This window comes from Pseudomonas sp. PGPPP4 (genome assembly GCF_002256045.1).
Lineage (GTDB): Bacteria > Pseudomonadota > Gammaproteobacteria > Pseudomonadales > Pseudomonadaceae > Chryseomonas > Chryseomonas oryzihabitans.
Genome location: NZ_NKID01000006.1, coordinates 54,052 through 78,487, shown reverse-complemented (window position 1 = coordinate 78,487; position 24,436 = coordinate 54,052). Strand labels below are relative to the sequence as shown.

General features: G+C 66.8%; 26 protein-coding genes. 21 read left to right on the top strand and 5 right to left on the bottom strand.

Features of this window, described 5'->3' with window-relative positions; all coding sequences use genetic code 11:
* The first annotated feature begins 78 nt into the window (after nt 1–78).
* Genes fabF through CFE50_RS12685 form a run of 7 tightly spaced genes read left to right on the top strand, consistent with a single transcriptional unit; the run spans nt 79 to nt 6,043 of the window.
* On the top strand, nt 79–1,323 hold the full coding sequence (gene fabF / locus CFE50_RS12715) for a beta-ketoacyl-ACP synthase II (RefSeq protein WP_007160596.1): 1,245 nt from the start codon (nt 79–81) through the stop codon (nt 1,321–1,323).
* On the top strand, nt 1,323–2,135 hold the full coding sequence (gene pabC, locus CFE50_RS12710; protein ID WP_286734309.1) for an aminodeoxychorismate lyase: 813 nt from the start codon (nt 1,323–1,325) through the stop codon (nt 2,133–2,135). The genes fabF and pabC overlap by 1 nt, the downstream gene beginning before the upstream one ends.
* A gap of 3 nt (nt 2,136–2,138) precedes the next feature.
* Nucleotides 2,139–3,197, top strand: coding sequence for an endolytic transglycosylase MltG (mltG, locus tag CFE50_RS12705; RefSeq protein WP_286734000.1), 1,059 nt, complete (start codon nt 2,139–2,141; stop codon nt 3,195–3,197).
* On the top strand, nt 3,194–3,832 hold the full coding sequence (gene tmk, locus CFE50_RS12700) for a dTMP kinase (RefSeq protein WP_007160593.1): 639 nt from the start codon (nt 3,194–3,196) through the stop codon (nt 3,830–3,832). Before mltG ends, tmk begins: the two co-directional genes overlap by 4 nt.
* Nucleotides 3,825–4,808, top strand: a complete 984-nt coding sequence (locus CFE50_RS12695; protein ID WP_145155601.1) for a DNA polymerase III subunit delta' — start codon at nt 3,825–3,827, stop codon at nt 4,806–4,808. Before tmk ends, CFE50_RS12695 begins: the two co-directional genes overlap by 8 nt.
* A gap of 39 nt (nt 4,809–4,847) precedes the next feature.
* Entirely contained in the window at nt 4,848–5,204 is a 357-nt protein-coding gene (locus CFE50_RS12690; RefSeq protein ID WP_017641886.1) for a PilZ domain-containing protein, read from the top strand.
* A 56-nt stretch (nt 5,205–5,260) separates the two neighbouring features.
* Nucleotides 5,261–6,043 (top strand): TatD family hydrolase, encoded by a 783-nt coding sequence (locus CFE50_RS12685; protein ID WP_132831911.1) that lies wholly within the window; start codon nt 5,261–5,263, stop codon nt 6,041–6,043.
* 360 nt (nt 6,044–6,403) lie between these two features.
* On the opposite strand, the gene CFE50_RS12680 is transcribed toward CFE50_RS12685, so the two are convergent.
* Entirely contained in the window at nt 6,404–7,534 is a 1,131-nt protein-coding gene (locus tag CFE50_RS12680) for an aminotransferase class V-fold PLP-dependent enzyme (protein ID WP_286733992.1), read from the bottom strand.
* 171 nt (nt 7,535–7,705) lie between these two features.
* Between CFE50_RS12680 and CFE50_RS12675 the strand changes: the two genes are divergently transcribed.
* From CFE50_RS12675 to CFE50_RS12660, 4 genes are all read left to right on the top strand, one after another.
* Complete coding sequence (locus tag CFE50_RS12675; protein ID WP_007160588.1) at nt 7,706–8,347, top strand: TetR/AcrR family transcriptional regulator; 642 nt, start codon at nt 7,706–7,708, stop codon at nt 8,345–8,347.
* A gap of 65 nt (nt 8,348–8,412) precedes the next feature.
* On the top strand, nt 8,413–9,381 hold the full coding sequence (locus CFE50_RS12670; protein ID WP_286733987.1) for a GTP 3',8-cyclase MoaA: 969 nt from the start codon (nt 8,413–8,415) through the stop codon (nt 9,379–9,381).
* A gap of 87 nt (nt 9,382–9,468) precedes the next feature.
* Nucleotides 9,469–10,083, top strand: a complete 615-nt coding sequence (locus tag CFE50_RS12665) for a DUF4823 domain-containing protein (RefSeq protein WP_286733985.1) — start codon at nt 9,469–9,471, stop codon at nt 10,081–10,083.
* An 11-nt stretch (nt 10,084–10,094) separates the two neighbouring features.
* Nucleotides 10,095–10,655 (top strand): DUF1285 domain-containing protein, encoded by a 561-nt coding sequence (locus CFE50_RS12660; protein WP_286733982.1) that lies wholly within the window; start codon nt 10,095–10,097, stop codon nt 10,653–10,655.
* 31 nt (nt 10,656–10,686) lie between these two features.
* Here the strand turns inward: CFE50_RS12660 and CFE50_RS12655 are convergent, their stop codons facing one another.
* Nucleotides 10,687–12,336: an electron transfer flavoprotein-ubiquinone oxidoreductase gene (locus CFE50_RS12655; RefSeq protein WP_027599022.1), complete on the bottom strand. Its 1,650-nt coding sequence runs from the start codon at nt 12,334–12,336 to the stop codon at nt 10,687–10,689.
* Between the two features lie 292 nt (nt 12,337–12,628).
* Here CFE50_RS12655 and CFE50_RS12650 point away from each other — a divergent pair, with 292 nt between their 5' ends.
* The 5 genes from CFE50_RS12650 to CFE50_RS12630 all read left to right on the top strand — a co-directional run bounded on the left by CFE50_RS12650 (nt 12,629) and on the right by CFE50_RS12630 (nt 17,822).
* A complete protein-coding gene (locus tag CFE50_RS12650) occupies nt 12,629–13,381 on the top strand; it encodes an electron transfer flavoprotein subunit beta/FixA family protein (RefSeq protein ID WP_027599021.1) in 753 nt (250 codons plus the stop codon).
* Nucleotides 13,381–14,310, top strand: a complete 930-nt coding sequence (locus CFE50_RS12645; RefSeq protein ID WP_108582307.1) for an electron transfer flavoprotein subunit alpha/FixB family protein — start codon at nt 13,381–13,383, stop codon at nt 14,308–14,310. Before CFE50_RS12650 ends, CFE50_RS12645 begins: the two co-directional genes overlap by 1 nt.
* A gap of 217 nt (nt 14,311–14,527) precedes the next feature.
* Nucleotides 14,528–15,961, top strand: a complete 1,434-nt coding sequence (locus tag CFE50_RS12640) for an aminotransferase-like domain-containing protein (protein WP_286733979.1) — start codon at nt 14,528–14,530, stop codon at nt 15,959–15,961.
* A gap of 107 nt (nt 15,962–16,068) precedes the next feature.
* Complete coding sequence (locus CFE50_RS12635) at nt 16,069–16,599, top strand: hypothetical protein (RefSeq protein ID WP_286733977.1); 531 nt, start codon at nt 16,069–16,071, stop codon at nt 16,597–16,599.
* Nucleotides 16,600–16,712: 113 nt separating this feature from the next.
* A complete protein-coding gene (locus CFE50_RS12630) occupies nt 16,713–17,822 on the top strand; it encodes a Gfo/Idh/MocA family protein (RefSeq protein WP_286733976.1) in 1,110 nt (369 codons plus the stop codon).
* Between the two features lie 62 nt (nt 17,823–17,884).
* Here the strand turns inward: CFE50_RS12630 and CFE50_RS12625 are convergent, their stop codons facing one another.
* Together CFE50_RS12625 and CFE50_RS12620 are read right to left on the bottom strand one after the other, a co-directional pair.
* Nucleotides 17,885–18,052: a DUF2897 family protein gene (locus CFE50_RS12625; RefSeq protein ID WP_007160578.1), complete on the bottom strand. Its 168-nt coding sequence runs from the start codon at nt 18,050–18,052 to the stop codon at nt 17,885–17,887.
* 48 nt (nt 18,053–18,100) lie between these two features.
* Nucleotides 18,101–18,556 carry a multidrug/biocide efflux PACE transporter gene (locus CFE50_RS12620; protein ID WP_286733975.1) on the bottom strand — a complete coding sequence of 152 codons (456 nt, stop codon included), beginning with the start codon at nt 18,554–18,556 and terminating at the stop codon, nt 18,101–18,103.
* Nucleotides 18,557–18,638: 82 nt separating this feature from the next.
* On the opposite strand from CFE50_RS12620, the gene CFE50_RS12615 reads away from it, so the two are divergent.
* From CFE50_RS12615 to CFE50_RS12595, 5 genes are all read left to right on the top strand, one after another.
* A complete protein-coding gene (locus CFE50_RS12615; protein ID WP_115946473.1) occupies nt 18,639–19,514 on the top strand; it encodes a LysR family transcriptional regulator in 876 nt (291 codons plus the stop codon).
* Nucleotides 19,515–19,591: 77 nt separating this feature from the next.
* Complete coding sequence (pyrF, locus tag CFE50_RS12610; RefSeq protein WP_108582310.1) at nt 19,592–20,290, top strand: orotidine-5'-phosphate decarboxylase; 699 nt, start codon at nt 19,592–19,594, stop codon at nt 20,288–20,290.
* Between the two features lie 103 nt (nt 20,291–20,393).
* The gene (locus tag CFE50_RS12605) at nt 20,394–21,311 is read left to right on the top strand and encodes an AAA family ATPase (protein ID WP_007160574.1); all 918 of its coding nucleotides are present in this window, start codon (nt 20,394–20,396) and stop codon (nt 21,309–21,311) included.
* The gene (locus CFE50_RS12600) at nt 21,281–22,264 is read left to right on the top strand and encodes a DUF58 domain-containing protein (protein WP_376786040.1); all 984 of its coding nucleotides are present in this window, start codon (nt 21,281–21,283) and stop codon (nt 22,262–22,264) included. Before CFE50_RS12605 ends, CFE50_RS12600 begins: the two co-directional genes overlap by 31 nt.
* Nucleotides 22,261–24,270 (top strand): transglutaminase TgpA family protein, encoded by a 2,010-nt coding sequence (locus CFE50_RS12595; protein ID WP_286733970.1) that lies wholly within the window; start codon nt 22,261–22,263, stop codon nt 24,268–24,270. The genes CFE50_RS12600 and CFE50_RS12595 overlap by 4 nt, the downstream gene beginning before the upstream one ends.
* Here CFE50_RS12595 and CFE50_RS12590 read toward each other — a convergent pair.
* Nucleotides 24,252–24,431, bottom strand: a complete 180-nt coding sequence (locus CFE50_RS12590) for a hypothetical protein (protein WP_286733968.1) — start codon at nt 24,429–24,431, stop codon at nt 24,252–24,254. The two genes, CFE50_RS12595 and CFE50_RS12590, sit on opposite strands and share 19 nt — an antisense overlap.
* Nucleotides 24,432–24,436 lie beyond the last annotated feature (5 nt).

The following is a 24,436-nucleotide window of genomic DNA, read 5'->3' as shown; positions in this document are numbered from 1 at the left end:
TAGGTCCAAGGTCAAGATCGATGGAATCGGCTTTTTTTAAGAGGGGTGGCCGCCCCGGAAGGACAAGAGGAGTTGGGTGTGTCGCGTAGACGTGTCGTGATCACGGGTATGGGCATGGTATCGCCGCTTGGCGCCGATGTGGCGAGCAGCTGGGAAGGCATCCTGGCCGGTCGCAGCGGTATCGCGCCGATCGAGCATATGGACGTCTCTGCCTTCAGCACGCGGATCGGCGGATCGGTAAAGGGATTCGACGTGGAGCAGTACCTGTCCGCGAAGGAAGCCCGCAAGCTGGATCTGTTCATCCAATACGGTCTCGCTGCCAGTTTCCAGGCCATGCGTGACAGCGGTCTCGAGATCAACGATGGCAATCGCGAGCGCGTGGGCGTCGCCATGGGTTCCGGCATCGGTGGACTGACCAATATCGAGGCGAATTGCCAGTCGCTGCTCGCCCAGGGTCCACGCCGTATTTCCCCCTTTTTCGTACCGGGCTCCATCATCAACATGGTGTCCGGCTTCCTGTCGATCCACCTGGGTCTGCAGGGTCCCAACTATGCCATCGCCACCGCCTGTACCACGGCGACGCACTGCATCGGCATGGCGGCGCGCAACATCGCCTACGGCGAGGCCGATGCCATGGTCGCCGGCGGTTCGGAGATGGCGACCTCGGGTCTGGGTTTGGGTGGCTTCGGCGCGGCGCGTGCCCTGTCGACCCGCAACGACGATCCGACCCGTGCCAGCCGTCCCTGGGATCGCGACCGTGACGGCTTCGTGCTGTCCGATGGCGCCGGCGCCCTGGTGCTGGAAGAGTACGAGCACGCCAAGGCGCGGGGCGCCCGCATCTATGCCGAGCTGATCGGTTTCGGCATGAGTGCGGACGCCTTCCACATGACCGCCCCGCCGGAAGACGGCGCGGGTGCCGCGCGCTGCATGAAGGCGACCCTCAAGGACGCCGGTATCGCGCCGGAAGCGGTCGACTACGTCAATGCCCACGGCACCTCCACGCCGGCCGGCGACCTGGCCGAAGTGGCGGCCCTGAAGCAGGTGTTCGGCGAGCAGGCCAAGCGCCTGAGCGTGAGTTCGACCAAGTCCATGACCGGTCACCTGCTGGGTGCCGCCGGTGCGGTGGAAGCCATCTTCACGGTGCTCGCCCTGCGCGATCAAGTGGCGCCGCCCACCATCAATCTGGACAATCCCAGCGACGGCTGCGATCTGGACTTCGTACCCCACGAGGCGCGGCAGCGGCCCATCGAAGTGGCCCTGTCCAACTCGTTCGGCTTTGGTGGCACCAACGGCAGTCTGGTGTTCCGGCGCTTCGACGCTTGATCCAGGACTGGCTCAATGGCCAACCGCTGGATCCCGGTCTGCAACGCGACCGGGGTCTGGCCTATGGCGATGGGCTGTTCGAGACCATCGCGGTTCGCCGGGGCCAGCCACGTCTGCTGGAGCGTCATCTGCAGCGGCTGGCCACCGGTTGCCAGCGACTGCGCCTTCCCTGCGACATCGCTCAGCTGGACGCCGAGATCCGCGCCTATGCGGCGCTGCTGGGCGAGGGCGTCGCCAAGTTGCTGCTCACCCGCGGTGACGGCCTGCGCGGGTATGCCCCGCCCGCCGAGCCCGAGGTGCGGCGTCTGTTGCTGGGCTCTCCCGTCCCGGCCTATTCGGCGGCCCATGCCACCGAAGGCATCGACCTCTATCCCTGTACCACCCGCCTGGCCCATCAGCCGTTGCTGGCCGGACTCAAGCACCTGAATCGACTCGAGCAGGTCCTGGCGCGGGGGGAGTGGAATGACAGCCGCTATGCCGAAGGCCTGATGCTGGATCAGGACGGCAGGCCGATCGAGGGCGTGTTCAGCAATCTGTTCCTGGTCCGCGCCGGGCGGCTGCTGACCCCCGCGCTGGACGGCTGTGGCGTGGCCGGCGTGTTGCGCGGTCTGCTGCTCGATATCGCTGTCCGGGAAGGCATCCGGACCGAAGTCCTGCCGCTAGCGCTGGACGATCTGCTGGCGGCCGACGAAGTTTTCCTCTGCAACAGCCAGTACGGTATCTGGCCCGTGCGCCGGTACGCAGCCGCGAACTGGTCCGTGGGGCCGGTGACCCGTAAACTGCAAGGTTCGATAAACGAGATTCTGGAATAGCCGATGCGCAAGGCGAGAGCTCTGCTTACGGCGCTGCTGGCCGCTGGCGGCCTGCTGCTGGTCCTGGCCGGTTGGCGCCAGCACCAGGCGCTGATTCAGCCGCTGAAGGTCGACGGCGAGCAACTGATCGAGATCCCCAAGGGCGGTACCCCGGGCGGCAGCCTGCTGCGCCTGGAAGAGCAGGGCGTGCTCGACGGCGCCTTCTGGCTGCGCCTGTACTGGCGCTTCAATCTGGCCGGGCAGACGCTGCACAGCGGTGAATACCGCCTGACCCCCGGCATGACGGTGGAGCAGTTGTTCAGCCTCTGGCGCAAGGGCGAAGTGGTGCAGTACGGCCTCACCCTGGTGGAAGGCTGGAATTTCCGTCAGGTACGCGCCGCCCTAGCGCGGCAGCCCAAGCTCGAGCATGACACCGCCGAGCTGGACGATGCCGCCCTGATGAAGCGCCTGGGCCTGGACGGCCAGCACCCCGAAGGGCGTTTCTTTCCCGATACCTATCGCTATGTGAAGGGCCAGCGCGAATCCGATCTGTTGCGCCAGGCCAACCAGCGCCTGCAGGCCGTGCTCGATCAGGAGTGGCAGGCACGCGATCCCGCGGTGCCCTACCAGGACGCCTACCAGGCGCTGATCATGGCCTCGCTGGTGGAAAAGGAGACCGGCGTGCCCGAGGAACGCGACGAGATCGCCGGGGTCTTCGTCCGTCGCCTGGCGGCCGGCATGCTGCTGCAGACCGATCCCACGGTGATCTACGGCATGGGCGAGCGCTACAACGGCCGCATCACCCGCGCCGATCTGCGCGAGCCGTCGCCCTACAACACCTATCTCAACGCGGGACTACCGCCGACGCCGATCGCCATGCCCGGTCGCGAGGCCATCCATGCGGCGCTGCATCCCAAGGACGGCGACAGCCTGTACTTCGTTGCCCGTGGCGACGGCAGCCATGTCTTTTCCAAGGACCTGGAGGCGCATAACCAGGCGGTTCGCGACTTCCAGCTCAAGCGGCGCTCCGACTACCGCTCCAGTCCCGCTCCGCAGACGCCCGACAGCAAGGAAACCCCATGACGGCAAACGGCCTGTTCATCACCCTCGAAGGCCCCGAGGGCGCGGGCAAGAGCACCAACCGCGACTATCTCGCCGAACTCCTCGGCGCCAGGGGGCGCGAGGTGGTGCTGACCCGCGAACCGGGTGGCACGCCGCTGGCCGAGCGCATCCGCGAGATCCTGCTGGCGCCGGCCGCCGAGCCCATGGCGGTGGATACCGAATTGCTGCTGATGTTCGCCGCTCGCGCCCAGCATCTGGCCCAGGTCGTCCGGCCCGCCCTGGCGCGCGGGGCCCTGGTGCTCTGCGATCGTTTCGTCGATGCGACCTATGCCTATCAGGGCGGCGGCCGCGGTGTGCCCGTGGAACGCATCGCCACCCTGGAAGCCTTCGTGCTGGGCGACCTGCAACCCGACCTGACCCTGGTCTTCGACCTGCCGGTGGAGATCGGCCTGGCGCGGGCGGCCCGGCGCGGCGCCCTGGATCGTTTCGAACAGGAGCAGCGCGCCTTCTTCGAGGCGGTGCGCCAGACCTATCTGGACCGTGCCCAGGCCGTGCCGGCGCGCTATCGCCTGATCGATGCCTCGCGCAGTCTGGCCGAGGTGCAGGCGGAGCTGCGTGCCCTGGTCGCCACCCTGGAGCCGACGCCAGGTGGCTGACGTCTATCCCTGGCAGCAGGAGCTCTGGGCGCGCATCTGGCCCCGGCGACAGCATCCCCATGCCTATCTGCTGCATGGCCCGCGCGGCATCGGCAAGCGCGACCTGGCCGAGCGCCTGGCCGCGCTGCTGTTGTGCCAGGCGCCCCAGGGCGCTGCCGCCTGCGGCCAGTGCAAGGCCTGCGCCCTGCTCAGGGCGGGGACCCATCCCGATTACTGCGTGATCCAGCCAGAAGAGGCCGAAAAGCCCATTCGCGTCGATCAGATCCGCGGCCTGGTGGACTTCGTCTCCCAGACCGCCCAGCTGGGCGGGCGCAAGCTGATCCTGCTGGAGCCGGTCGAGGCGATGAACCTCAATGCCGCCAACGCCCTGCTCAAGAGTCTGGAAGAGCCCTCGGGCGCTACCGTGTTGCTGCTGGTGAGCCATCAGCCGAGTCGCCTGCTGCCCACCGTGCGCAGTCGCTGCGTGCAACAGGCCTGTCCGGTGCCCTCGCGGGCCGAAAGTCTCGCCTGGCTGGGCGAGCGTCTGCCGGACCTCGAGGCGGAGGTCCGCACCCAGTTGCTGGTGCTGGCCGGCGGCTCGCCGCTGGCGGCCCTGCGTCTGCATGGCGAGGACGTGCTGGCCCGCCGGGCCCTGGTGGTGGAGGGGGTCAAGCGCCTGCTCAAGCGCCAGGCGGCGCCCAGTCAGCTGGCCGAGAGCTGGAATGCCGTGCCCCTGCCGCTGCTGCTCGACTGGTTCTGCGAATGGACCCATGGTGTGCTGCGCCAGCAGTGGGGTGGCGCCGATGCCGAGGCTGCGCCGGACATGGCCAAGGTGCTGGGTTATCTGGCGGAGAAGAGCGCGCCGCACGAGGTGCTGGCCCTGCAGGAATGGCTGCATGCCGAGCGGCAGAAGGTGCTGGGCAAAGCCAACCTCAACCGCGTATTGTTGCTGGAATCGCTGTTGATCCGCTGGGCCGGTCTGGTGCCCGGACGCTAGCGATCCGCGCGTCCGTCTTGCCTGTGTCGAGAGAATCTCATGAGTTTGCCGCAGAACCTGGGCCCCCGTAATGGCATCCTGTCCCTCACCATCAAGGACAAGTCGGTGCTCTACGCCGCCTACATGCCCTTCATCCGCAACGGTGGCCTGTTCATCCCGACCGGCAAGACCTACAAGCTCGGCGACGAGGTCTTCATGCTGCTCAACCTGATGGACGAGCCGGACAAGATCCCGGTCGCCGGCAAGGTGGTCTGGATCACGCCCAAGGGCGCCCAGGGCAACAGAGCCGCCGGGGTCGGCGTGCAGTTCAACGAAGGCGACAACACCGCGCGCAACAAGATCGAAACCTATCTGGCCGGCTCGCTGAAGTCGGACCGTCCCACCCATACCATGTGACGCCTACGCCGTCCCGCTCGGGGCGGGGCGTCGCTGCTGATTCAAGGCTATTTCCCGTGCACTTCGTCGACTCCCACTGTCACCTGGATCGACTCGATCTTTCCCTTCATGACGGTTCCCTGGATGCAGCGCTCGATGCCGCGCGCGCCCGGGGTGTCAGCCAGTTCCTCTGCATCGGCGTCGATGCCGGCAATGCCCCCACGGTGCAGGCCCTGGCCGAACGCTATGCCGACGTCCACTGCGCCGTGGGTATCCACCCGCTGGATGCCGCCCAGGGCAGCGCCATCGATCTCGACTGGCTGCTGGCGCGGCTGGCCCATCCGCGCGTCGCCGCCATCGGCGAGACCGGCCTCGACTATCACTACCAGCCCGACACCGCCGAGATCCAGCAGCGCTCCTTCGGCCTGCACCTCGAAGCGGCTCGGCGCACGGGGCTGCCGCTGGTGATCCATACCCGCGAGGCGCGCGCCGACACCCTGGCCATGCTGGGGGCCGCCGACCTGCCGGGCGCCGGGGTGCTGCACTGCTTCACCGAGGACTGGGCAACGGCCAAGGCCGCGCTGGATCTGGGCTTCTATATCTCCTTTTCCGGCATCCTGACCTTTCGCAATGCCGCCGATCTGCGCGACGTCGCGCGCCAGGTGCCGGCCGATCGCCTGCTGGTGGAAACCGATTCGCCCTATCTGGCGCCGGTGCCCCACCGCGGCAAGGCCAACCTGCCGCAATTCGTGGTCGAGGTCGCCCAGTGCCTGGCCGACGTACGCGGGGTGACCCTGGAAACCCTCGCCGAGCAGACCACCGCCAACTTTCACCGGCTGTTTCCCCGAGCCACCCTGTAGGCCCTGTACGGAAAGTGCCTGCGCTCGATGATGCTTCGTTGAAAAAAGCTTCGGAATGCTCATTTACCATTTGTAAACTCCGCTTCCTCAGCCTTTTTTCGCCTCGCCTGACCGTCGCTCGGCGACTTTTCGTACAGGACCTAGGCAAAAAAATGGCCCGGGTATCCTGGGATACCCGGGCCGGACCAGCGGTTCGCCCAGACGGAGAGCCGCCTCCCTGGCCCGCGCCGCGGGGGTCGACGCGGCCAGTCACTTGAGTATTGGCCAGCTCGGGGAAAGGTCCAGTCGGGATTGGACGTTTTTTAAACAGTTTTGGAATAGCGCTGCCCCGACACTGGCTATCTCGGGCCTTTCAGGCCCCTAGAAGCGTGCCAGCGCCCCGATCAGATCCAGTGTCTGCTCCAGCACGTGCTCGCTGGTATAGAAATGCGGCGACAGGCGGATGCCCGGACCGCGCTGGGCGCAGACCACGTCGGCGGTCTTGAGCCGCTCGAACAGCTGACGATTGTCCCAGCCCTCGAGCGAGAAGGTGAGGATGCCCGAGCGGCGCTCGGCAGTGACCGGTGAATGCAGGACGGCACCGGGCAGGCGGCGGATATGGCTGTCGAGCAGCTCGATCCGTGCCAGCAGGTCTTTGCCCACCTGTTCCATGCCGGCATCTTCCAGCAGCGACAGACTCGCCTCCAGGGCCACCGCACCGAGCATGTTCGGGCTGCCGCACTCGAAGCGCATCGCCGACTTGGCCGGTTGCCATTCGCGCTGGCTGTAGTCGCCGGCATTGTCCAGCATGTGCCAGCCGTATTCGTGCAGCTTCAGCTGCTCGCGCAGATCGGCGCGGCAATAGAACACCCCCAGGCCTTCCGGGCCGAGCATCCACTTGTGGCCGTCGGCCATGGCGAAGGCGCAGTTGCAGGCCTGAGCATCGAAAGGCAGGGCGCCCAGTTGCTGGATGGCATCGACGCACAGCAGCACGCCCTTGGCGTCGCAGCCCTGGCCCAGCTGGGGCAGGTCCAGGCGCAGGCCGCTGGCGTACTGCACGGCGCTGATGGCCATCAGGCGGGTGCGCGGACCGCAGGCGGCCAGCAGATTGGCCTCGGGGGTGTCACCCAGGCCGACTTCCACCACCTCGACGCCAAAGCGCGCCAGGGCTTCCCAGACCACCCGGTTGGAGGGGAACTCCTCGTCGCTGATCACCACCTGGTCGCCGCTCTGCCAGTCGAGGCCGAAGGCGACGAAGGAGAGAGCCTCGGAGGTGTTCTTCACCAGGGCGATGTCGCTGCTGGACGGCGCATTGAGCAGGCGGGTCAGGCGCTCGCGCAGGCGCTGTTCCATGACCAGCCAGGTCGGATAGTTGCGCGCACCGTACTGGCAGTTTTCGGCGGCGAATTCGGTAACGGCCTGCGCGGCGCGCTTGGGCCACGGGGCCACGGCCGCGTGGTTGAGGTATCTCATGGCGTAGGCCTGAGGGAATTCGTGCTTCCAGGAAGACATTGACTCGATCCGTACAATCTGGGTGTGATGGGGCATAATAAGGGGCGCGCCCGCGCGGTTCACCGATGCTTTCGGTGCAGCTCGCCCAAGGTGTGACGAAGTGCCGGTATGCCGAGGGGTGACTGGCGATTCGAAGGCCCTATCCCTTTTCAAAACAACAAGTGGGCTGCCATGCAGAAAGAATCCCGCAAAGTCCGCGAGTTCCGTCGCCGCGAACAGGAAATCCTCGATACCGCCCTGCAGCTGTTTCTCTCCGAAGGAGAAGACAGCGTCACCGTCGAGATGATCGCCGAGGCGGTCGGTATCGGCAAAGGCACCATCTACAAACACTTCAATTCCAAGGCCGAGATCTATCTGCGGCTGATGCTGGATTACGAACGGGACCTGGCCGAGCTGTTCCAGTCGGACAACGTCGCCCGCGACCGCGAAGCGCTCTCCCGCGCCTATTTCGAGTTCCGCATGAGCGATCCGCAGCGCTACCGCCTGTTCGATCGCCTCGAGGAGAAGGTAGTCAAGACGCGGCAGGTGCCCGAACTGGTCGAGCAGCTGCACAGCATCCGCACCTCCAACTTCCAGCGGCTGACCAGCCTGATCGAAGGCCGCATCGACGAAGGCAAGCTCGAGGACGTGCCGCCCTATTTCCACTACTGCGCCGCCTGGGCGCTGGTGCACGGCGCCGTGGCCCTTTACCATTCGCCGTTCTGGCGCGACGTGCTGGAGGATCAGGAAGGCTTCTTCCAGTTCCTCATGGAGATCGGCGTTCGCATGGGCAACCGACGCAAGCGAGACGTCGAAACGCCTGTCCGATCCTAGGGTCCGATAGAGGCGAGGGATGCCGCGCCATCCCTTTTCTCTTGTCCCACTGGAGTACCCCCAAGATGATCGTCGACCGCCAGGGTAGGGCGTTTCGCAACTTGCGGATCAGCCTCACGGCGGCCTGCAACTATGCCTGTACGTACTGCGTGCCCAACGGCAAGCGGCTCGTGGCTGCGCAGGACGAACTCAGTGCCGAAACCATGGCGCGGGGCGTGGAATACCTCATCGATGCCGCCGGTATCGAACGGCTGCGCATCACCGGGGGCGAACCCCTGGTCACGCCGCGGCTGGAACCCTTTCTCGCCCGCGTCTCCCGGCTCGGTCTCAAGGACATCAGCCTGACCACCAATGGTCAGCTGCTGCCGCGCAAGCTGGATTTCCTCATCGACCACGGCATCCGTCGGCTTAATGTCTCCCTGGATACCCTCGATGCCGAGGCCTTTCCGCGTCTGGCGCGGGGGGGCGATCTGGCCACGGTGCTGGCCGGGCTGGAAGCGGCCCGGGCGGCCGGTCTCAAGATCAAGCTGAACATGGTGCCCCTGCGCGGCCAGAATCTCGATCAGGTGCTGCCGCTTCTGGACTACTGCCTGGAGCGCGGCTTCGAACTCAGATTCATCGAGCTGATGCGCATGGGGCACCTGGCCAAGAATCCGGCGACCTTCAACAACCAGCTGGTGCCCCTGGCCGAGTTGCTGGAGATCATCGGTTCGCGCCATGCCTATGTGCAGGCCGATGCGCCGGTGGATTCCACGGCGCTGCGCTATCGCGTCGAGTCGGGCGGGCACTTCGGCGTCATCGCCAATGAAAGCGTGCCCTTCTGCCGGACCTGCTCGCGACTGCGCCTGTCGTCCACGGGCTGGCTGCACGGCTGCCTGTCGTCGAGCAACCGCCACTATGTCGGCGATCTCCTGGACAAGCCGCGGCACCTGGCGCTGCCGGCGTTGCAGCGGCTGCTGGTCAAGGCCCTGGGCGACAAGCAGGACGTGGCCTTCTCCGGGGGTGTGACGGTCATGAAGATCATCGGCGGCTGATCTATCCGCTGCGCCTGAAGCTGGCGCGAAAGCTGCTAAGGCCCCTGTATCGACGGCAACTTGGCGCCGGACAGGGGTCTGCTTTCTATGTTCACACTGCGTTTTCTGTTCATTTCCGTGCTGCTGGCCGCTCTGGGTGGCTGCATGAACGTCAGCGACATGGCGTCGGGGGTCGAGTATCACCTGCGTGACGCGGGGCTGCTCGACTACAGCAAGACCCAGCGGCTGAACAACTTTCGGCTGCAGGCCGACTCCTACATCTACATAGCCCAGGGCGCCTTCGTGCCCCTCGGCCATCCCTATGCCCGCCCGAACGTGGTGGCGGAAGAGGCCTTCAAGGGCTTCGTGGAGTATTTTCCCAGGGTGCGTCGGGCGGACAAGCCGGAGGGCTTCGACGAGGCCATGGCCAAGGCCCGCCAGCTCGGCGCCCACTATGTGCTCTACACCCGCTTCGCCGGTGCGGACGATCGCATCGGGACCTGGGAAGAGTGGGAAGACCAGGACGACATCGGCCGGGTAGGGCGCGATCGCAGCGTCGTGCAGATGATGCTGGTGGAGGTCGCCACCTTCCGCCTGGTGGACACGGCGCGGATCCGCAGTCGTGGCGGCTTCCTGACGTTCTATGACGAGCGTCCGGAAGACCTGCTCGGACCGGCGCTCAACCAATACGCTCAACGCCTGCTGGGGTTGGGCAGTCGCTAGAGGAGAGGTACGTGAGCCAGGTCGATGTGACGCGCAACCTGCTGGCGCAATTGCCAGTCGCGGAAGAGGGCCGGCTGCCGCCCGTGGAGCTCTGGCATCCGCTCTTCTGCGGCGACATCGATATGCGCATCGCCCGCGACGGCACCTGGTATCACCAGGGCACGCCCATCACCCGACCGGCCATGGTGCGGCTGTTTTCCACCATCCTGCGCCGCGACCCCGAGCGCTTCGTACTGGTGACGCCGGTGGAGTGCGTGGGCATCCAGGTGGAAGACGCGCCCTTTCTGGCCGTGGACGTCGAATGGCGTGGCAGTGGCCGGGAGCAGACCCTGGATCTGGTTACCAACGTGGGCGACAGGGTCGCCGTCGATGCCGATCATCCGTTGCGCTTCGCGGAGCAGGACGACCAGCCGGCGCCCTATGTGCGCGTGCGCGGCGGTCTGGAGGCGCGGCTCAATCGGGCGGTGTTCTACCGGCTGATGGACAAGGTCGAGCAAAGTGACCACGAGGGCCGCTCCTGGCTCGGTCTCTGGAGCCGCGGCAGCTTCTTTCCCGTCGCGCCCGCTGAATGAAGAAAGGGCCCCTCGGGGCCCTTTTTTACGCTTACATGTTGGGGTAGTTGGGACCGCCGCTGCCTTCCGGCGCTACCCAGGTGATGTTCTGCGCCGGGTCCTTGATGTCGCAGGTCTTGCAGTGGACGCAGTTCTGGGCATTGATCTGGAAGCGCGGCTCGCCGCCATCGCGCACCACCTCGTAGACGCCGGCCGGGCAGTAGCGCTGGGCGGGCTCGTCATACAGCGGCAGGTTCTGCGCGATGGGAATCGAGGGATCCCTGAGCTTCAGGTGAACCGGCTGGTCTTCCTCGTGGTTGGTGTTGGAGAGGAACACCGAGGACAGCTTGTCGAAGCTCAGCTTGCCATCCGGCTTGGGATAGCTGATGCGCGGCGCCTCGTCGGCCTTCTTCAGGCAGGTGTGGTCCATGCGCCGGTCGTGCAGGGTGAAGGGCAGGGCGCCCCCCAGCAGGTTGTGTTCGACGAAGGCGAAGGCCGGGCCGAGCAGTGGACCGAACTTGTGCATGGCCGGGCCGAAGTTGCGGCTGGCGTGGAGTTCTTCCTGCAGCCAGCTGCCCTTGAAGCCGTCCACGTAGCCCTGGAGTTCGTCGCCCTCGCGACCCGCGGCCAGGGCGGCGACGATGGCGTCGGCGGCGAGCATGCCGGACTTCATCGCGGTGTGGCTGCCCTTGATCTTGGCCGGGTTGAGGGTGCCCAGGTCGCAGCCGATCAGGGCGCCACCGGGAAAGACCATCTTCGGCAGGGAATTCAGGCCGCCCTTGACCAGGGCGCGGGCACCGTAGGAGACGCGCTTGCCACCTTCCAGGTACTGGGCCACCACCGGGTGGTGCTTGTAGCGCTGGAATTCGTCATAGGGCGAGAGGTGCGGATTGCTGTAGGCCAGATCGACGATCAGACCGACCACCACCTGGTTGTCTTCCAGGTGATAGAGGAAGGAGCCACCCGGATTCTCCTTGTCCAGCGGCCAGCCGGAGGTGTGGATCACCAGGCCCTGCTCGTGCTTGGCCGGGTCGATCTCCCACAGCTCCTTGATGCCGATGCCGTAGTGCTGCGGATCGGCGCCTTCGCCGAGCTTGAATCTCTGGCCCAGCTGCTTGCCCAGATGGCCACGGCAGCCTTCGGCGAACAGGGTGTACTTGCCACGCAGTTCCATGCCGGGGGTGTAGACCCCCTCCTTGGGCTGGCCTTCGCGATCCACGCCGAGGTCACCGGTGATGATGCCGCGCACCACGCCCTGCTCATCGATCAGCGGCTCCTGGGCGGCGAAGCCCGGATAGATTTCCACGCCCAGGGCTTCGGCCTGCTGGCCCAGCCAGCGGCAGAGGTTGCCCAGGGAGATGATGTAGTTGCCCTCGTTGTGCATGGGCTTGGGCACGAAGAAATTCGGCACCTTGGTCGCCTGACGCTCGTCCTTGAGCAGGTAGATGTCGTCGCGCTTGACCGGGGTGTTCAGGGGCGCGCCGAGTTCCTTCCAGTTGGGAAAGAGCTCGTCCAGGGCGCGCGGTTCGAAGACCGCGCCGGAGAGAATGTGGGCACCGACCTCGGAGCCTTTCTCGACCACGCAGACGCTGATCTCCTGGCCTTTTTCGGCGGCCTGCTGCTTGAGGCGACAGGCCGCGGACAGGCCCGCGGGGCCGGCCCCGACGATCACCACGTCGAATTCCATGTATTCGCGTTCCACGGCTCACTCTCCTCAGGCAAAGCTCACGATCTGGTTATTTATGTGGGGGTGCAACAAAAGACTTCATTATATCCGGCGTGCTCCCTGGCACCCATTCAAACGTTTGTTTAAATTTTCTGCAAGCCTGTTAGACTCGGGAGTTACTGGCCCCTGACGGACTGTCGCGTTGACCCCTGCTGCCGTGGAGGTCAACATAAGAAGAATTTGCAACAAGGTTGGAGCGGCAGGGGTCGTGTCCAACGCAAGGCCGCCTTGGCGTCCTGTTTATTCACCAGAATAAATCGAGGGATTCATGAAGGTTCTCGTAGCTGTCAAACGCGTGGTGGACTACAACGTCAAGGTCCGCGTCAAGGCCGACCAGACCGGTGTCGACCTGGCCAACGTCAAGATGTCCATGAACCCCTTCTGCGAGATCGCCGTGGAAGAAGCGGTGCGCCTGAAGGAAAAGGGTATCGCCAGCGAGATCGTGGTCGTGACCGCGGGTCCCGCCCAAGCGCAGGAGCAACTGCGTACCGCCCTGGCACTGGGCGCCGATCGCGCCGTGCTGATCGACACCGGCACTGCCGAGCTGTCGTCGCTGACCACCGCCAAGCTGCTCAAGGCCGTGGTGGACAAGGAACAGCCCCAGCTGGTGATCCTGGGCAAGCAGGCCATCGACAGCGACAACAACCAGACCGGCCAGATGCTGGCGGCCCTGACCGGCTTCGCCCAGGGCACCTTCGCCTCCAAGGTGGAGCAGGCCGGTGACGGCCTCAACGTGACCCGCGAGATCGATGGCGGTCTGCAAACCGTGGCGCTCAAGCTGCCGGCGGTGGTGACCACCGACCTGCGCCTCAACGAACCGCGCTACGCTTCGCTGCCCAACATCATGAAGGCCAAGAAGAAGCCGCTGGAAACCCTGACCCCGGACGCCCTGGGCGTGGCGGTGAAGGCCTCCTACGAGGTGGTCAAGGTGGAAGCCCCGGCTGGTCGTCAGGCGGGCATCAAGGTCAAGTCCGTGGCCGAACTGGTCGAAAAACTCAAGAACGAAGCGAAGGTGATCTGATGGCCATTCTCGTCATTGCCGACCACGACAACGCCAACCTCTTCGGCGCTACCCTGAACACCGTCGCCGCGGCCCAGGCCATCGGTGGCGACATCCATGTGCTGGTCGCCGGCCAGAATGCCCAGCCGGTCGCCGATGCCGCCGCCAAGGTCGCCGGTGTCAGCAAGGTGCTCCTGGCCGACAACGCTGCCTACGCTCACCAGCTGCCGGAAAACGTCGCGCCGCTGGTGGTCGAGCTGGCCGCCAACTACAGCCACGTACTGGCCGCTGCCAGCACCAACGGCAAGAACTTCCTGCCGCGCGTCGCCGCACTGCTCGACGTCGACCAGATCTCCGAGATCATCGCCGTCGAATCCGCCGACACCTTCAAGCGGCCGATCTACGCCGGCAACGCCATCGCCACCGTGCGCTCCACGGCGCCGATCAAGGTGATCACCGTGCGCGCCACCGGTTTCGATCCGGTCGCCGCCGAGGGCGGTTCCGCCGCCATCGAAGCCGTGAGCCTGGTAAAGGACGCCGGCATCTCCAGCTTCGTCGGCGAAGAGCTGGCCAAGTCCGACCGTCCCGAGCTGGGCGCCGCCAAGGTGGTGGTCTCCGGTGGTCGCGGTCTGCAGAACGGTGACAACTTCAAGATCCTCTACGCCCTGGCCGACAAGCTGGGCGCGGCGGTGGGTGCCTCGCGCGCCGCGGTGGACGCCGGCTTCGTGCCCAACGACATGCAGGTCGGCCAGACCGGCAAGATCGTCGCGCCCCAGCTGTACATCGCCGTGGGCATCTCCGGTGCCATCCAGCACCTGGCGGGTATGAAGGATTCCAAGGTGATCGTCGCCATCAACAAGGACGAGGAGGCGCCGATCTTCCAGGTGGCCGACTACGGCCTGGTGGGTGACCTGTTCGAATTGATCCCCGAGCTGGAAAAGGCCATCTGAGGCCCACCCGCGTGCAAGAGCCCGCCCTTTGGCGGGCTTTTTCATGGGCGCGGCAAGCCCTCTGGCAGAGCCCCTGGCGTCAAGGCGGGGTGCGCCGGTTAGTTGTCGTTTTTGGACATTGCCGCCCCGGGAAGGGAAGGGGTAAGGTCAGGCCTAGCTGTACCGGTATACCTTCAGGGTAGCCTGCTACTGTTCCGCTTTCGTCCAGGAAGACGCCATGACCAATCTGTTGCTCTATCAGCGCATCGCCCAGCAACTGGCGAACGACATCCGCACGGGGGTCTACAAGCCCGGCGAACGGGTGCCTTCGGTGCGCAAGCTGAGCCAGCAGCTGGGCGTCAGTCATGCCAGCGTCCTGCAGGCCTATGCCACCCTGGAAGACCAGGGGCTGATCCGCGCCCGGCCGCAATCGGGTTTCTATGTGCACCAGACCCCGGCGCTGACCGCGCCGACGCCGGACATCGCCACGGTGGAGCGGCCGAGTCTGGTGACCCGTGCCGGCATCATCAACCAGGTGCTGGCCGAATCGCGGCGGGAAGGTGTGGTGCCCCTGGGCATGGCGGTGCCCCAGCCCGACTATCTGCCGCTGCGGGCCCTGCACCAGCAGCTGTCCAAGGTCACCCGTTTCCAGGCTCGGGCGGCCTTTTCCTACCTGCACAGTCCAGGCTACGAGCCCCTGCGCCGCCAGGTCGCCATTCGCCTGCGCGATGCGGGGGTGGTGGTGGGGCCGGAAGAGGTGGTGATTACCCATGGCTGCGTGGATGCGCTGCAGATGTCGCTGCGGGTGCTGACCAAGCCGGGCGACCTGATCGCCACCGAATCGCCGTCCTACTACGGGCTGCTGCAACTGGCCGAGGTGCTGGGGCTCAAGGTGATCGAGATTCCCTGCGATCCGGATACCGGGCTCAGCGTGGAGGCGTTGCAACTGGCCGCGAGCCAGTGGCCGGTCAAGGCCCTGGTGGTCGCCGCCCGCCTGAGCAATCCTCTGGGCGGCAGCATGCCGGAGGCACGGCAGAAGCAGCTGCTCAGGCTGGCCGCCGAGCGCAACATCGCCATCGTCGAGGACGACATCTATGGCGAGCTGACCTACGACAGTGGCTCCAAGGCACTCAAGGCCCTCGACAAGCAGGGGCGGGTCATCTACTGCTCGAGCTTTTCCAAGACCCTCTCGCCGGGCGTCCGCATCGGCTGGGTGGTGGCCGGGCCCTATCAGGAAGACATCTGCCGCCTGCAGACCTTCACCACCCATTCCGCCTGCAGCGTGACCCAGATGGGCGTCTCGGCCTATCTGGAAAACGGCGGTTACGACCGCCACCTGCGCGCCATCCGCCAGGAATACCGGCGCAACATGACCGCCTTCCAGCTGGCGATCCAGGAGCATTTCCCCGAAGGCACCCAGATGAGTCGGCCCAATGGTGGCTTCATCCTGTGGGTCAGCCTGCCGGTGCGGGTGGACACCCGGCTGCTGCACCAGCGCGCCCTGGACCAGGGGGTGAGCATCGCGCCCGGCATGATCTTCAGCAACACCGACCAGTTCAATCACTGCATCCGCCTCAATTGCGGTCTGCCCTGGGGGCGCGATGCCCAGCGGGCGCTGATGACCCTGGGCCTGCTCGCCCGTCAGCTCTGCCAGGAAACCCTGGCCGCCTAGCGGCAGGCCTGGAACCCGCCGTGGGGCGGCGGAGTCGGTTGTAGAGACTGACCCCTGTCGCCCTTGATGCTCCGCTCCGGGCGCGACACCCTGAGTGTGGTGAGCCCATGCGTGGATACCTGGCAACGACGGCGCTGGCCGTGACCCTGCTGTTGGCGGGCTGCGATAACGAGTCACCGCCCGCCACGGCCAAGACGCCTCCCACACCGGCGCCAGCGCCAGAGGCGCCGAAGCCGCCGGTGGCCGCCGAGCCCCAGGGCAGCGCCGCCGATCTGCGCGCCTACCGCCTGGAGCCACTGCCCGGCAAGGCCTTCGTGCTGCCGGCACCGCCCCCGAAGAAGCAGGACCTGGCCAGGAACAGCCAGCTCAAGAAGCCCGCCGTGCCCAAGCCGGCACCGGTTGCGGCCCACCCCCTCGATCTCAGCGTACCCGGAGAGGCGGCTGCGCCCCAGGCGGTGAGTACGCGTCACCTGGGCGCAGGCAAGGCCGACAGCAGCGTCGCCGAGGCGGGTCTGCTGCCACAGCTGTTTCGCAAGGCGGACGATCCCGGGCGTTTCGAATTGGGCGGGCGGGTGATCAGCCGGGATCGCAGCGACGATTTCGAAGGTGCGGAAGTCGAGTTGCGCTTTCGCCGCTAACCTGACGCGGGCGCCGTGCCGTCGTCGAACGGCTGTCCGGAACTTCCAGGCCGCAACGCTTGCCGACAGTTCAGGTGGCGGACACAACGTCTGCCTGGATTCGGGAGCGTTCCATGCCCAGCGCAACAGGCAAGATTCGTTATGCAGTGGTAGCAGGTGGCTGGATTTCCCAGGGCGCCTTCATGCCCGGGGTCGGCCAGACCAGCAATTCCGAGATGACCGCCCTGGTCACCGGCGATCCCGTCAAGGCGCGGGATCTGGCCGCCAAGTACGGCCTCAAGAGCTACAGCTACGAAGAATTCCCCAGCTTGCTCACGTCGGGCGAGATCGATGCCATCTATCTGGCCACGCCGAACTTCCGCCATCTGGAATTCGCGGTGCCGGCGCTGGAGGCCGGTATCCATGTCCTGCTGGAAAAGCCCATGGCCATCAGCGAGGAAGAATGCCAGGCGATCAACGCCGCGGCCGCGCGCTCCGGTGCCAAGCTGATGATCGCCTATCGACTGCACTGCGAGCCGGGCACGGTGGAGATGATCGAGCGGGTACGTAATGGCGAGATCGGCGATCCGCGCCTGTTCACCTCGACCTTCACCCAGCTGGTCGACACGGCCAACCATCGCGCCCAGAGCGGCTTCTGGGCCGGTCCCGTCACCGACATGGGGCCCTATCCACTCAATGCCGTGCGGTCGCTCTTCGCTGACGAACCCATCGAGGTCAGTGCGGTAGGGGTACGGACACCCGGGCGCGACGTCACCACCTGGGATGCCGTGACCGTGACCCTGCGCTTTCCCGAAGAACGGCTGGCGAGCTTTACCGTCAGCTTCAGCGGCCCCAATACCGAGCGCTTCCAGCTGGTTGGTCGCAGGGGCGAGATCGAGGCCTCGCCGTGCTTTGGCTTCGGTGAAGGCGTCGCCATCGGCTATCGCCTGACCGTGGACGGGGAGACCAAGGAATTCAAGGCGCCGGTGGTGGATCACTTCGGCGGTGAGACGGCCTATTTCTCCGATTGCATCCTGCAGGATCGGCAGCCGGAAATGGACGGGGAGGAGGGCTGGCGCGACGTGCGTGTACTGGCGGCCATCGAGCGCGCCCTGGAAAGCGGTCAGCCGCAATCCCTGGAACCGCTGCCCAAGCGCCAGGGACCGACCCGTGAGCAGGTGCGCAGCCTGCCACTGGCGGAGGTGCCGGAGTACGTCAACATCAAGGCACCGCTGGAGTCCTGACGCGACAAAGCCCTGCCACCCAGGGGGTGACAGGGCTTTGTCTGGACGCCCGGGCCGCGCGATCAGCGGTCCTGGGCCTCCTTGGCATCCATCTCGGCATTGCGCTGCCGGATCTTGGTTTTTTGCTCGTCGGTCAAGGGCACCTTGCGCGCCGTGTCCTTGAGCATGAGCAGGCTGCCGACCACCGAGCCGATGGCAACCAGCAGGATCAACCAGGCATACCAGGGCATCTGTCTTCTCCTTGAGTGGCTATAACGCTTCGACCACGGACAAGGCTATCAGTGCGCCCGGCAGGTCGCATTCGTGCGTCTGAGCCAGGCGGCGTAACCCAGGTCGTAGAGCCAGTTGAAGGCCAGGGTGTAGGGCAGGAAGAACAGGATCAGTCCCAGGTCCAGCAGCAGCGCCTGCCACAGGCTGATGGACAGCCACCAGGCGGCCAGCGGCACCAGCACCAGAATCAGTCCGCCTTCGAAGCCGAGGGCGTGCAGCAGGCGGATACCCAGGCCGCGGGTGAAGCCCAGGCGCTGTTGCATTCGATCGAATCCCAGGTTGAACACCAGATTCCAGAGCATGGCGATGGCCGAAAAGGCGGCGGTGAGCAGGCCCATGTGCCCCAGGGAACGATCCAGCAGCCAGGCCAGGGTCGGAGTGGCGAGCAGCACGGCAATCCCCTCGAACAGCAGGGCATGCAGGATGCGGGCACTGGCGGGACGCTGGGTGAGGGGGCTGGACATGAGGCGACTCCACGATGGACAGGTCCTTAGTCTCATCGGTTAAGCTGGGGAGATCAAAATAGATTCCATAGGCTGAGCCGATATGTATCCCAATGCCGAAGCCCTCGAGGCCTTCGTCGAGGCGGCCGCCGCCGGCTCCTTCAGTGCGGCGGCCCGGGTGCTGGGCAAGCGGCAGTCCAGCATCAGCGAGAGCATCGCCCGGCTGGAGGACGAACTGGGGGTGTCGCTGTTCGATCGCCAGGGCCGCTACCCGCTGCTGACGGCGGCCGGCGAGCAACTGCTCGACCAGGCCCGCGCCGTGCTCTCGGCCCACGACCGTCTGGCCAATCGCGCCACCCAGCTGGCGGCCGGGGTGGAGCCGCGCCTGACCCTGGTGATCTCCGATACCTATCAGCCCACCCGTTACGAGGCGCTGCTGACGGAGCTGGACCAGCGCTATCCGGATCTCGAATTCGAATGCCTGATCGCCGAGGACGCCGATGTGCTCAGCCTGGTGCAGGGGCGCGCGGATCTGGGCCTGCTGGCCGGTCAGCCGCCCTATCCGGCGGACATCGAGGCGGCCACCCTGGATGGCCTGGTCACCTTTGGTCTCTATGTCGCCGTCGATCATCCGCTGGCGGCGCTGGAGCGGGTCACACCGGCCGACCTGGCGCCCTATCGGCTGCTGCGACTGAGCACCGTGACCGAAGCCTCTCCCCAGGTCAGCCGCCTGCCGGACACCCGCGGCCGCTGCTGGTCGGCGCCCGACTATCTGCTGCTGCTGGACATGGCGGTGCAGGGCTTCGGCTGGGCCGAGCTGCCGCTATGGCTGGTGACGACCTTTGGCCAGGGGCGGCTGGTGGAGCTGGCCGTGCCGGGCTGGCCGCAACGGGTGGCGGTGGATGTGGTCTGGTCACGGCGACGGCCGTTGGGTCCGGCGGGCAACTGGCTGCGCGAACGCCTGCTCAGGCCGAGCTGACGGACGAGAACGGCCAAGTGCCGGCGCGGCGCTTTTCTGCGAAAATGCCGGCCTTTGCCGTTTTGCCGAGAGCTCCCATGTCCGCCTGCCAGTCTCCCATCATCGTCGCCTTGGATTTCCCTTCGTCGTCCGCCGCCCTGGCGCTGGCCGACCGCCTCGACCCCGCCACCTGCCGGGTCAAGGTCGGCAAGGAGCTGTTCACCGCCAGCGCCGCCGGGGTGGTGGAGGCCCTGCGCACGCGCGGCTTCGAAGTCTTCCTCGACCTGAAATTCCACGACATCCCCAACACCACCGCCATGGCGGTCAAGGCCGCGGCGGAGATGGGCGTCTGGATGGTCAATGTCCACTGCTCGGGCGGCCTGCGCATGATGAGCGCCTGTCGCGAGACCCTGGAGGCCTTCCAGGGTCCCAAGCCGCTGCTGATCGGTGTCACCGTGCTGACCAGCATGGAGCGCGAGGACCTGGCGGACATCGGCCTGGACGTGGATCCCCAGGAGCAGGTACTGCGCCTGGCCGGTCTGGCCGCTCGCGCCGGGCTGGACGGCCTGGTCTGCTCGGCCCAGGAGGCCTCCGCGCTCAAGGCCGCGCAACCGGCGCTGCAACTGGTCACCCCCGGCATCCGGCCGGCCGGCAGCGCCCTGGATGACCAGCGCCGCATCCTCACCCCGCGCGAGGCCCTGGACGCCGGCTCCGACTACCTGGTGATCGGCCGGCCCATCGCCCGCGCCGCCGATCCGGCCCGCGCCGTGGAAGAGATCCTCGCCACCCTGAAATAAGCGGTAAAGCTCCAGGGCGGCGGTCGCCGGCAAAAGGTGCTGCTATTCTCGTCTTGCAGGCCGACGCCTTCTCATGTCGGCGCAAGGCGAGAGACCTCAGGGCATGCACGATAGGTTGAACGCCTGTCTCAAGGCGGTAGACGGCGTTTTGTTGGGCAAGGAAACCCAGGTCAGGCTGGCGCTGGCCTGCCTGCTGGCGCGGGGGCACCTGCTGATCGAAGACCTGCCCGGCATGGGCAAGACCACCCTCAGCCATGCCCTGGCCAAGGTGCTGGGACTGTCCTTCCAGCGCATCCAGTTCACCTCCGACCTCCTGCCCGGCGATATCCTCGGCACCTCGGTGTTCGATCGCGACAGCGGCCAGTTCGTCTTCCATCCCGGGCCGGTGTTCGCCGAGTTGCTGCTGGCCGACGAGATCAATCGCGCCACGCCCAAGAGCCAGAGCGCGCTGCTCGAGGCCATGGAGGAGGGGCAGGTGACCATCGAGGGTGCCACCCGGCCCTTGCCCGATCCCTTCTTTGTCATCGCCACCCAGAATCCCATCTCCCAGGGCGGCACCTTCGCCCTGCCGGAATCCCAGCTCGACCGCTTCCTGATGCGCCTGTCGCTCGGCTATCCCGGACGCGCCGCCGAGCGGGCGCTGCTGCTCGGCGGTTCCGGACGCGAGCAGCTGCCGCGCCTCGAGCCCTTGCTGGATCACGCCCAGTTGCGGCTGATCCAGGCCGAGGTGCCTCGCATCCATGCCAGCGAGGCGGTGGTGGACTACGTGCTGCGCCTGGTGGAGGCCACCCGCACCCAGACGTCCTTCGCCCTCGGCCTGTCGCCGCGTGGCAGCCTGGCGCTGCTGGCCGCGGCGCGCGCCTGGGCGCTGCTGGCGGGGCGCGACCATGTGCTGCCCGAGGATGTCCAGACGGTGCTGCCGGCGGTGGCCGGACATCGCCTGCGCGACATCGCCGATCCCGCCGGGCATGGCGGTGGCGCCCTGGTGCAGTGGCTGCTGCGCGAAGTCCCGGCGCTGTGACCGGCGGCGCCTGGCAGCGCTATCGAGACGGCTGGCTGGCGCGGCGGATTCCCCCGGCCAATCGCATCACCCTCGATCAGCGACGCATCTTCATCCTGCCCACCCGCCAGGGCGGCGCCTTCGCCATCGCCCTGCTGCTGATGCTGCTGGCCGGCATCAACTACCAGAACAGCCTGGCCTATGGCCTGACCTTCCTGCTGTTTTCCCTGGCGCTGGTGGCCATGCTGCACACCTATCGCAACCTGGCCGGTCTGCAACTGGTCGGCGGCGGCGCCAGTCCGGTGTTCGCCGGCGAGGCCGCCGGCTTTCGCCTGCGCCTGGAGAGCGAGCGCCGCGCGCACCAGGGCATCGCCCTGGGCTGGCGCAACGAGCCGCTGGTGCTCAGCGACGTACCGGCGGGGGAGAGCGTCGCCTTGCAGATCTTCCACCCGGCGCCAGATCGCGGCTGGCTCAGACCCGGGCGGCTGCGGGTGGAGAGCCGTTTTCCCCTCGGCCTGTTCGTCGCCTGGAGCTGGCTGGACCTGGACGTGCGCGCCCTGGTCTATCCGCAGCCACTGGCGACCACGACGCCGCTGCGCAGCGGCCAGGATGCCGGCAACGAGGAAGGCCAGCGCCAGACGGGACAGGGGGCCGACGACTTTCAGGGGTTGCGGTCCTATCAGCCGGGCGACTCGCGTCGGCGGCTGGACTGGAAGGCCTTTTCCCGCGGGCAGGGCCTGCTGGTCAAGGACTTCACCGCCCTGGCCGGCAGCGAACTCTGGCTGGATTTCAGCGTGCTCGATGGCGACACCGAAACGCGGCTGTCCTGGCTGTGCCAGGCGGTGCTGGATTGCAGCGCCCGCCAGCTGCGCTTCGGCCTCAGGGTGCCCGGGGTGGAGCTGGCGCCGGCCAGCGGCGAAAGCCAGCGTGACGCGGCGCTGCAGGCCCTGGCCCTGTTCGGGCGGCCATCATGAGCACCGCCGTGCCGCAACCCATTCCGCGCATCGCCCTGATCTGGCTGCTGGTGGCCCAGGCGCTGGTGATCCTGCCGCACCTCACCCATCTGCCGCCCTGGGTCGGCCTGCTCTGGGCCTTTTGCGCCGGCTGGCGGGTGCTGCTGTTTCGCATGCGGGTGCGGGCTCCGACGCGGATCGAGAAGGGCGGCCTGCTGCTGCTGACCATGGGCGGCATCTGGCTGTCGCGTGGGTCCTTCATCGGTCTGGATGCCGGTGCCGTGTTGCTGCTGGTGACCTTCGCCCTCAAGCTGATCGAGATGCACAGCCGCCGCGATGCCCTGGTGGTGATCTACCTGGGGTTCTTCGCGGTGGTGATCGCCTACCTGTTCGAGGATGGTCTGCTCGCCGCGCTCTACAGCCTGCTGCCGGTGACCGCCCTGGTGGCGGCGCTGATCGGCCTGCAGCAGAGTGCCCTGGCCAGTCGGCCGCTGGCGACGCTGAAAGTCGCCGGCACCCTGCTGCTGCAGGCGGTGCCGCTGATGCTGCTGCTGTTCCTGGTGTTTCCCCGTATCGGCCCGCTGTGGTCGTTGCCACAACCGGGCGACCAGGCGCGCACCGGACTGGGCGACAGCATGGCGCCGGGGGAGATCGCCCAGCTCTCGCAATCCGCCGAGCGGGTGTTTCGCGTCAGTTTCGCCGGCGATCGGCCGGCGCAGCGTGATCTCTACTGGCGGGCCACCACCTACGAGCGCTTCGACGGCGCGCGCTGGTCGGTGGATCCCGACACGGCCTGGAGTCCGGAACCGGCCTGGACGCCGAGCGGCCCCCGACTGGACTACCAGGTGGTCATGGAGCCGAGCGGTCGGCCCTGGCTCTACGGCCTGGACGTGGCGCGCAGCGATCAGCGCGACGTGCGCCTGGCCAGCGACTTCCATCTGCAGCGCCGCCGCCCGGTGGACCAGGCGCTGCTCTATCGGGTATCCAGCTGGCCGCAGGCCACTCGCGAGCCGGAGCGGCTGTCCGCCTCCAGCCAGAGGCGCGCGCTGCAGCTGCCCAGTGGCGGCGAGCCGCGCACCCGTGCCTGGGTGGCCGGGCTCAAGACTCGCGCGCCAACGCCCGAGGCCCTGGCCCAGGCGATCCTGGCCTATTTCCGCCAGCAACCCTTCGTCTACACCCTGCAACCGCCCACGGCAGGCGTCGATGCCATCGACGCCTTTCTCTTCGACAACCACCGCGGCTTCTGCGCCCACTATGCCGGCGCCATGACCTTTGCCCTACGAGTGGCGGGCATTCCGGCGCGGGTGGTGGCGGGCTACCAGGGCGGTGAATTCAATGCCGCGGGCGGCTATCTGCTGGTGCAGCAATTCGATGCCCATGCCTGGGTGGAATACTGGCTGCCGGGGCGCGGCTGGGTCAGCGTCGACCCTACCGCCCAGGTGGCGCCCGAGCGTATCGAACGGGGTCTGCAGGAGGCCCTGGCGGCCCAGGGCGCGGCCAACGAATTCCTCGCCGACAATCCCTTCGCCGCCAATCGCTATCGCAACCTGGCCTGGCTCAATGACCTGCGTCTGGGCTGGGACCGACTCAACTACGGCTGGCAGCGCTGGGTGCTCAACTACCAGGAGGATACCCAGGGCGAACTCTTCAAGCGGCTGCTCGGCGAGGGTTCGCTGCAACGCCTGGGGCTGCTGCTGGCGCTGGTGGTGTTGGGCGTGCTCGGGGTGATGGCGCTGCTGGTGCTCAAGCCCTGGCAGCGGACGCGGGATCCCCTGTTGACGCGTTTCGACCAGTTCGAGCGGCTGCTGGCGCGGCAAGGCGTCAGGCGTCGAAGCGGCGAGGCGGCGGGCAGCTTCGCCGGACGCGCCATGGCCGAGCTGCCGGCGGCGCGCGCAGCGATCTCGGCCTTTTCCCAGGAATTCCAGGCGCAGCGCTATGCCGGTCGGCCGCAGGATCCTGCGGCTCTGACCAGGACGCTGAAGCTATTGAAACGTCAGCTGCGTGGCCGTCAGGCGCGCAGCGACTGAGGCACGGGGAGGGCGTCAGGCTCTTGCAGGGCGAAGGCCACCAGGCAGACGACGGCCGCCAGGATCAGCGGTTGTGGCTGGGGGTTGCCGAGCGCCTGGGCGATGCAGCCCAGGCCCAGCAACAACAGCACGGCGGAAGTGAGGGTGGTGACCGAGCGCATGACAG